We start from the raw sequence: 1191 nt of genomic DNA on the forward strand, positions 1-1191 counted from the left end.
GTAGGAGATTCTATGTCTCCCCACAAGGGATTCTCGGCACGTAGTCAGTCTGTTTCTGCATCAAACTGAAAGCGACCCGAGCCAGTTTTCTCGCAAGGGCGACCAACGCTTGGGTGGGTGCTAATCCTCTTGCGACGTGTCGCTGGTAGAAGTCCTCCCACGCCGGCTGTCGTTTTGCCTGCATGGCGGCAAGATAAAGCAGTCGGCGTGCCTCGGGATCGCCTTGGCGGGTCAACCGGCGTTTGCCGGACTTGATCCCCGAATCCCGAACCCGCACATCGAGCCCAAGAAAGGCGATGAAGGCATCGCTGTTGCGAAAGCTTCCTCGATGGAACAACGTCGTCAGACTCGCTGCGGTAACGGGACCCACGCCTTCGATCGCCTGGCAGCGTTTGGCGTCAGCCTCCCAGCCGGCCTCCTTGAGGCATTGGCGGATGTGCTTCTGGATCAACTGATCCGTCTGCTTGAGCTGGGCGACGATCCGATGGAGGCTCGCTTTGAGGGTTGGAATACCCGCAAGGCTCTGCTGGAGGGCGACTCGGACCTGTACCAGCGTGGCTCGTCGCCGGAGCAGTGTTTGGAGTTGCCGGTAGGCTTTGCCCGGCGGGGTCCACGGGCGCAGCTCATCAATCTCCCGAGATAGATAGCGCAGCAACAGGCGGGCATCACCGGCATCCGTCTTGGCTCGTGTGCCAATGCTGTCGCGATACCGGTTGAGCCGGTAGCCGTTGATCAGAAAAATCTCATGCCCGCGTCGATGCGCCTCGAGAGCGAGTTCGAGATGGTAGTGGCTGGTGGCCTCAAGGGCGATTCGGACCGACTCGCCCAGCGAATCGAGCCATTCGCCAATGGCCGTGGGCGTGTTCTCGATGGACTGGTGCCCACCGTCATCGGTGGCGATGTCGAGACGAAACTTGCCGACGTCGATACCGACATGGGGGCGTTGAACTGGCATTGCCATGACAGGACCTCCGAGCTAACTTGGAAGGGCTTGTCGGGGCCTCACCGAGCGCTGGCTTGCCAAATATCGTCGGTCTCGAGCCGATGGATTCCTTATCGGCGCTTGAAGGTGAGGGGTGGGACGAGGTCTCCTACCGTCTGTGCTCTTTCATTTGAGCCAGAAGCGTCTTCTGTCCCTCCACCCCGACAAGCCCAGTTTTTGACTTGCCGGGGTAAACATACAAGCGCCTT

The 1191-nt window shown here is 59.9% G+C and carries 1 protein-coding gene; it reads right to left on the reverse strand.

What is annotated here, in order from left to right; all coding sequences use genetic code 11:
* Positions 1-10 precede the first annotated feature (10 nt).
* Entirely contained in the window at positions 11-961 is a 951-nt protein-coding gene (locus tag FAZ79_RS11275; protein WP_136868054.1) for a transposase, read from the reverse strand.
* Positions 962-1191 lie beyond the last annotated feature (230 nt).

Origin of the sequence: Guyparkeria sp. SB14A (assembly GCF_005096345.1) — a bacterium.
In the GTDB taxonomy this organism is placed as follows: domain Bacteria; phylum Pseudomonadota; class Gammaproteobacteria; order Halothiobacillales; family Halothiobacillaceae; genus Guyparkeria; species Guyparkeria hydrothermalis.

What these genes read in the sequence shown, in the direction of transcription:
- FAZ79_RS11275 (WP_136868054.1), bottom strand. Translation starts at nt 961, where the DNA reads ATGGCAATGCCAGTTCAACGCCCCCATGTCGGTATCGACGTCGGCAAG.